At 58.7% G+C, this 7,884-nt stretch carries 4 protein-coding genes and 1 pseudogene; all 5 read left to right on the forward strand.

Annotation, left to right across the window (positions count from 1 at the left end):
• Positions 1 to 1,116, forward strand: a pseudogene (gpmI, locus tag BN871_RS05680) (2,3-bisphosphoglycerate-independent phosphoglycerate mutase); the annotation flags it as partial.
• Between the two features lie 334 nt (positions 1,117 to 1,450).
• Positions 1,451 to 2,746: a phosphopyruvate hydratase gene (gene eno, locus BN871_RS05685; RefSeq protein ID WP_048744962.1), complete on the forward strand. Its 1,296-nt coding sequence runs from the start codon at positions 1,451 to 1,453 to the stop codon at positions 2,744 to 2,746.
• A 900-nt stretch (positions 2,747 to 3,646) separates the two neighbouring features.
• On the forward strand, positions 3,647 to 4,411 hold the full coding sequence (locus BN871_RS05690; RefSeq protein WP_048744963.1) for a sugar phosphate isomerase/epimerase: 765 nt from the start codon (positions 3,647 to 3,649) through the stop codon (positions 4,409 to 4,411).
• 226 nt (positions 4,412 to 4,637) lie between these two features.
• Positions 4,638 to 4,868, forward strand: a complete 231-nt coding sequence (gene secG, locus BN871_RS05695) for a preprotein translocase subunit SecG (RefSeq protein WP_048744964.1) — start codon at positions 4,638 to 4,640, stop codon at positions 4,866 to 4,868.
• Positions 4,869 to 5,035: 167 nt separating this feature from the next.
• Positions 5,036 to 7,884: VacB/RNase II family 3'-5' exoribonuclease (locus BN871_RS28860; protein WP_048744965.1), on the forward strand; the 2,849-nt coding region annotated here is incomplete at its 3' end.

The raw sequence follows: 7,884 nt of genomic DNA on the forward strand, positions 1-7,884 counted from the left end.
TGGATCAGGTTTACATCCATGCTTTCCTCGACGCGACGCGTCGCTCCGGACAGCGCAGTCGGCTATCTGACCGAGCTGCAGGCGAAGATCGAGGAGCTTGGCATCGGCCGCATCGCGACTGTGCAAGGCCGCTACTATGCGATGGACCGCGACAAGCGCTGGGAGCGCGTGGAGAAGTCCTACCGCGCCATGGTGTACGGAGACGGTCCGAAATACACCGATCCGATCCGCGCCGTGCGGGAATCGTACGAGAAATCGGTCATGGACGAATTCGTCATGCCGACGGTCATCACGGAAGGTGACGGCTCGCCGGTCTCGCTGGTGGAATCCGAGGACGCGGTCGTGTTCTTCAACTTCCGCCCGGACCGGGCCATTCAGCTGTCCCAGGTGTTCACGAACGAGGACTTCCGCGGCTTCGACCGCGGCGACAAGGCTCCGAAGGATCTGTATTTCGTCTGCCTGACGCTGTTCAGCGAGTCGGTCGGCGGCTTCGTCGCCTACAAGCCGAAAAACCTCGACAACACGTTCGGCGAGGTGCTCGTGCAGCAGGGCAAAACACAGCTGCGGATCGCCGAGACGGAGAAATATCCGCATGTGACGTTCTTCTTCAGCGGCGGACGCGACCAGGAGCTGCCGGGCGAAACCCGCGTCCTGATCAACTCCCCTAAGGTCGCGACCTACGATCTGCAGCCGGAGATGAGCGCTTACGAGGTGGCGGACGCCGCCGTGCGCGAGATCAACTCCGACAAGCATGACGCGATCATCCTGAACTTCGCGAACCCCGACATGGTCGGCCACTCCGGCATGCTGGAGCCGACGATCAAGGCGGTCGAAGCGACGGACGAGTGCATGGGCCGCGTCGTCGACGCCGTGCTCGCCAAAGGCGGCGTCGTGCTCATCACCGCCGACCACGGCAACGCGGACATGGTCATCGGACCGGACGGACGCCCGTTCACGGCGCATACGACCAACCCGGTGCCGCTGATCGTCACCAAGCAGGGCGTCACGCTTCGCGAGAACGGCATTCTGGCCGATATCGCGCCGACGCTGCTCGACCTGCTCGAGCTGCCGCAGCCGGCTGAAATGACCGGTCAAAGCCTGATCAACAAGGCGTAGGCCGTCAACTGCGGCAAGCCTCAGGGCGATGACCGGCCAAAGCCTGATCAACAAGGCGTAGGCCGCCGTCGGCTGCGGCAAGCCTCCGGGCGGCCAAAAGGAAAAAATCGGCGACAGCCTGATCAACTGGGCATAGAGACTTCCCATGCGCCAACCCGCCAAGATGTCTGTTGCCGAATGGAGCTCAGGAGCGGGGCCTCTCCGGCCTCCTTTTGCCAAAAATCAAAGGCGGAAACTCGTCCCGAAGCGCTGTGGCTGGTATACTGTTCTCAGTGCCAGCCAAGCAGGCGGATCTGTCTGCAACCCCACATACGATAAGGAGTGTTCAAACATTATGTCTATCATCGTTGACGTATACGCACGCGAAGTGCTCGACTCCCGCGGCAACCCTACGGTTGAAGTGGAAGTATCCCTGGAATCCGGCGGCAAGGGCCGCGCCATCGTACCATCCGGCGCATCCACCGGCGCTTACGAGGCTGTTGAGCTTCGCGACGGCGACAAAGGCCGCTACCTCGGCAAAGGCGTTCTGAAAGCCGTTGAAAATGTAAACACGCTGATCGCTCCGGAAATCATCGGCCTCGACGCTCTCGACCAAGTGCTGATCGACCGCAAGATGATCGAGCTCGACGGCACCCACAACAAAGGCAAGCTGGGCGCGAACGCGATCCTGGCCGTGTCCATGGCTGTAGCACGCGCTGCCGCCGACGCTCTGGACGTTCCGCTCTACACGTACCTGGGCGGCTTCAACGCCAAAGTGCTGCCGGTTCCGATGATGAACATCATCAACGGCGGCGAGCATGCCGACAACAACGTCGACGTGCAGGAGTTCATGGTTCTGCCTGTCGGCGCCGAGAGCTTCAAGGAAGCACTGCGCATCGGCGCTGAAATCTTCCACAACCTGAAGTCCGTCCTCAAGGACAAAGGCCTGAACACGGCTGTAGGCGACGAAGGCGGCTTCGCCCCTAACCTCGGCTCCAACGAAGAGGCGATCACGACGATCATCTCCGCTATCGAGCGTGCGGGCTACAAGCCGGGCGTCGACGTTTTCCTCGGCATGGACGTTGCTTCCACCGAGTTCTACAAAGACGGCAAGTACCACCTCGAAGGCGAAGGCAAATCCTACACTTCGGCTGAGTTCGTGGACCTGCTTGCAAGCTGGGCGGACAAGTACCCGATCCTCACGATCGAAGACGGCTGCTCCGAAGACGACTGGGAAGGTTGGAAGCTGCTTACCGACAAGCTCGGCGGCAAAGTCCAGCTCGTAGGCGACGACCTGTTCGTCACGAACACCGAGCGCCTCTCCGACGGCATCGACAAAGGCGTGGGCAACTCGATCCTCGTTAAAGTCAACCAAATCGGTTCCCTGACCGAGACTTTCGACGCGATCGAAATGGCGAAGCGCGCTGGCTACACGGCTGTCATCTCCCACCGTTCCGGCGAGAGCGAAGACAGCACGATCGCCGACATCGCGGTTGCCACGAACTCGGGCCAGATCAAAACGGGCGCTCCTTCCCGTACGGACCGCGTAGCGAAGTACAACCAGCTGCTTCGCATCGAGGACCAGCTCGGCTCCACGGCTCAATACGCCGGCCGCAGCGCGTTCTACAACCTCAAAAACCTCAAGAAATAAGAACTCTCGGGCGGGCTTAGTGCCAGCCGGGCAGGTTCATCGGAATCCCCTGCGTGTAAGCGCGGGGGATTTTTTGTTTTTATCGGGCCTGGCGTGTTGTGGATTCTTTGCCGGTGGATAATGGGATACTGGTGGGCGCTAGTAAATACTGTGGGTGCTGAGGATGGGTCCAGGTAGCGTAAAAAGCCAAAGTAGCGGATTGGTAGCCGGTTGATCTACTGAATACTGATGGATGTTATGGATGCAGGGGTTCCGTTAATACCCTCTTTTAGCCCTGTTGTTTGAGCCATTGGAGCAAGCTGGATCGGCCGAGGGGAGCTGGAGAGGGGAAGATCTCGGGCGAAGATCTAGATGAATCGATCGAGCGGCCGAGCTGAAGGCGAATCGCAAGTGGACCAGTCGAGTACAGGATGAAGGAATGCGGGTATAAAAGGGGCGATGGCTATCGGACATAGGATCCGTTATTTTCGATGAAATTCCAAATTTGAATAGTTATCGGACATAGGATCCGTTATTTAGTTGGTTTCAATCGGGAAACGGATAAATGTTCACAATTAGCGGATCGTATGTCCGATACGAGAATGAAAACAGCTAATAAAGGACAAATAGCGGATCCTATGTCCGATAGACAGGGGGGGACCGACCCCTGCATAAATGGATCCTTTTTGGATATCTCTTCGGACAAATAGCGGATCGTATGTCCGATACGAAAATGTTCTTTCCCGGATTGGCTGAATGGTGGATTCGGGCGACTGGGGAGGATAAGGGCTTGGCATTGATACGCAACCAAAGGGCCTGTGCCAAAATCACAAACAAACGGCACAAAAACGGGCATAGCTTATGTACGATTGAAAGCGCTATACTGGAGCTATCCCAATTGAACAGGCGGTGTTTGGAACGATGGCAAAACCTCAAGTCGGATTGCAGCTGTACACGCTCCGCGACCAGACGGAAAAGGACTTCCTTGGAACGATCAGCAAGGTAGCTGAAATGGGCTATGAGTACGTGGAATTCGCCGGATATTTCAACACGAGCGCGGCAGACTTGAAAAAGGCGATGGAGGAAGCCGGCATCAAGGCGGTATCCGCACACGTCGGCCTGAGCTTCAACGAACCGGACAAGATCGAATCCGATCTGGCCAAGCAGATTGAATTCGCCAAGGAAATCGGACTGAAGTATATTATTACTCCGTGGGCTCCGCTGCCTGAAAGCCCTACAATGGCCGATGTAGACAGCCTCGCGGCGACTCTCGAGCGCGCGGCCCGCCAGGTCAAGGAAGCAGGCCTGATGTACGGCTACCACAACCATGATTTCGAATTCAAGCTGGTGGACGGCAAGCCGCTCATCGACATTCTGCTGGAGAAGATTCCTGCCGATCTGATGATCATGGAATTCGACCTCGGCTGGGTGCATATGGGCGGCCAATCGCCTGCGGAATACGTGAAGAGATATGCCGGACGCACTCCGGTCGTCCATCTGAAGGACTTCGGGGACGGCCGCCGCGATACGGAAGTGGGCAGCGGTGTCGTTGATTTCGAAAGCGTCTTCGCCATTGCCGAGCAGGCAGGCATCGAGTATTTCATCGTGGAGCAGGAGGAGTTCGCCGGCTCCTCGCTCGAGAGCGCGAAGCTCAGCCTCGACTATCTGCGCAGCAAAGGCTACTAAGAGAAGCGCCGATGAGCCGCCCGACCTTCCGACAGGAGGCGTCGCGCGGCTTTCTCTTGTTCTCGGGCCGATGCCTATGGTACAATCAGAGTGCTGTTCATGAACGGTTTTGCCCATGCAAACCGTTTTCCGCGGCGTGGAAGGCGATCTGCATGTGCAAAACTTCAGCTATTCATTAGCGGCAGGCAGCCGGGAGGCTGTACGAAAGCTGGGAGGTAACAAACGCATGGATACATTTCTGAAAATTCTGCTCGTGATTTTTTCCCTTGGTTTGATTGCGGTCGTATTGCTGCAAAAGGGCAAGAGCGCAGGCCTCTCCGGAGCCATCTCCGGCGGAGCGGAGCACCTGTTCGGCAAGCAGAAAGCTCGCGGACTGGATCTGTTCCTGCAGCGCCTGACGATTGGACTGGCAGCCGGATTTTTCATCCTGGCGCTTCTGGTCGCTTACCTGAAATAGCAAGCCGAATGCATCGATAAAGCGGGGGAGATCCCCGCTTTTTCTTTTTATTGTCGCGCAGGTGGGTTGATGAAGCCGTATTTCGTGTATACTACATGGTATAGAGAAAGTGGTTGGATCTGCCAGCACCTACGGGCGCCCGACGGCATGAGGTGAGAAGGAGAACGATGACAACGAAACAAGACTTGCTGGACTTGATGAACCAGCCGGCGTACAAGCCGATGACGTATCAAGAGCTCGAAAGGCAGCTGGGCATAGACAATGCCTCCGATTTCAAAGCGTTTCTCAAGCTTCTAAATGAGCTGGAAGAAGAAGGCGCCTTGCTTCGCACCGACAGCGGGGCTTATGGATTGCCTCAGCATCTGAATTTGTTGAAAGGACGTCTGCAGGCGCATGCCAAGGGCTTTGGCTTCCTCATTCCGGAGGACAAGACCCATGCGGACGTGTATATCGGCGCGAATGATCTCGGCACCGCCATGAATGGCGATATTCTGCTCGTCAAAGTGACGGAGCGCACTCCTGGCGGAGGCCGCATGGAAGGCGAAGTCGTCCAGATCGTGGAACGCGCCGTGTCCCAGCTCGTCGGAACGTTCGAGAGCCATGAGACGTTCGGTTTCGTCACGCCGGACGACAAGCGCATCAACCGCGACATTTTCGTGCCTCAGGGATCTTTCGGCGGGGCTGTGACCGGGATGAAGGTTGTCGCCCGCATCACGAACTATCCGGAAGGCCGCGCCGCGGCTCAAGGCGAGATCATCGAGGTGCTCGGGCATAAAAACGATCCCGGCGTCGACATCCTCTCCATCATCCGCAAGCACCAGCTGCCGGAGAGCTTCCCCGATGACGTCATGGAGGAAGCCGAGGCGGCTCCGGATGCGATTACCGAGGAAGAGATCGTCAGCCAGGGCCGTCGCGATCTGCGCGGCAAGACGATCGTCACGATCGACGGCGAGGATGCCAAGGATCTCGACGATGCCGTTCAAGTCGAGCGGCTGCCCAACGGCAATTATTTGCTCGGCGTTCATATTGCCGATGTCAGCTACTATGTCCGGGACAAGTCTGCCCTGGATCAGGAAGCTTACCGCCGCGGGACAAGCGTCTACCTGACCGACAGGGTCATTCCGATGCTGCCGCACCGCCTGTCCAACGGCATCTGTTCCCTGCATCCGCAGGTGGACCGTCTGACGATGTCCTGCGAGATGGAGTTCGACGCCAGCACGCTGAAGCGGGTCCGCCATGACATCTTCACGAGCGTCATCCGGACCAAGGAGCGCATGTCCTACACGAACGTACGCAAGATCCTTGCGCCGGACGAGGCGGAGGAGGATGTCGTCAGCACGAATGCGCTGATGGAGGAATCACGTCGCCGCGCCCAGGCAGATGCAGGCGAGGACATCCGCCATGCCGGTTTCGATGAGGAAGCGGAAGTGGACGAGAGCCTGCGCGGCCATGCCGAGCGGCTGCCTGAGGGCGGAATGGGCCTCATCGTCGAAGGCGGGGACGCCGGCATTCCGGAGGAAGAGGAAACGGACGAGCATTCGGCCGATTACCTGGAGGACGAAGAGGATGCGGCCGAGCTGCTGCAGGCCGAGAAGCTGCCTCCGGGCGGCATGGGCCTCATCATCGAGACCAGCGATGCCGGTCCTCTGCCGGAGGATTCGGAGTTCGCCTCCGACGAGGACGGCCATGTGCCGGACGGAGGCCAGGCTGCTGCAGGCGATTCCGCCGCGCTGGACAAGTCCGGTCCCGGCCCGCAAAATCCTTGGCTGTCGCAAGCGCCGGAGCCTACCCGGAACCGCAATCGCAACCGCAAGGGAGAGGTTGTCCGGAGCAGTCCGGAGGACTTCGACCAGCTGGGTGCTTTTGCAGCCGGAGAAGCCGCCGCTCCGCAAGAGAGCGAGGAGGAACGGGCCGCTCGGGAAGCTGCCGAACGCCAGGAGCGCGCCGAACGCCGCGAGGAAAAGGCCCGCCTGATGGAGCGTTACGCGGATCTCGTGCCGATGTTCCACCTCATGGAGGAGCTGGCGATGAAGCTTCGCCGCCAGCGCATGAAGCGCGGCGCGGTCGACTTCGACTTCCAGGAGTCCAAGATTATCGTGGACGACGAGGGCAAGCCGATCGACATCGTGAAGCGCGAGCGTTCCGTTGCCGAGATGATCATCGAGGAATTCATGCTGGCGGCCAACGAGACGGTAGCAGAGCATTTCTACTGGCTCAAGGTGCCGTTCCTGTACCGGGTCCATGAGAATCCGGACAATGAGAAGCTGATGACCTTCATCACGATCGCTTCCAACTTCGGCTACGCCATCAAGGGCAAAGGCAACGCGGTCCATCCCAAGGCGCTTCAATCGCTGCTGGAAGAGATCAAAGGAACGAAGGAACAGACCATCCTCTCGACGATGATGCTCCGTTCCATGAAGCAGGCGCGCTACGACGCCCAGAGCCTTGGCCATTACGGCCTGGCCGCGGAGTTCTACAGCCACTTCACGTCGCCGATCCGGCGTTATCCCGATCTGGTCATCCACCGGGTGATCCGAGAGGTGCTGGAGAGCGGCGGAACGCTGTCCGAGTCGCGTCTGGAGACGCTGACGGCCCGGATGCCGGAGATTGCCCAGCAATCGTCCGAGCGCGAGCGGGCAGCCGTAGACGCGGAGCGGGATACCGACCAGCTCAAGAAATGTGAATTTATGCTTGATAAAGTAGGAGAAGAGTTCACGGGCATCATCAGCAGCGTGACCGGCTTCGGAATTTTCGTGGAGCTGCCGAACACGGTAGAAGGTCTGATTCGACTCAGCGATCTGAGCGACGACTATTACCACTTTGACGATCAGAGAATGGTCCTCATCGGTGAGCGCACCTCCAACATGTATCGCATCGGGGACGAGGTGAAAGTGCGCGTGGAGCGTGTAAATATGGATGACCATACGATTGATTTCGCCATGGTCGAGAGCGGCAATCGCGCAGGAGCCCAGCAGGGTGGAGCGCGGGGCAACCGCAACCGCGGCGGTAGAGGCCG

Source organism: Paenibacillus sp. P22 (genome assembly GCF_000469945.2).
Lineage (GTDB): Bacteria > Bacillota > Bacilli > Paenibacillales > Paenibacillaceae > Paenibacillus_O > Paenibacillus_O humicus.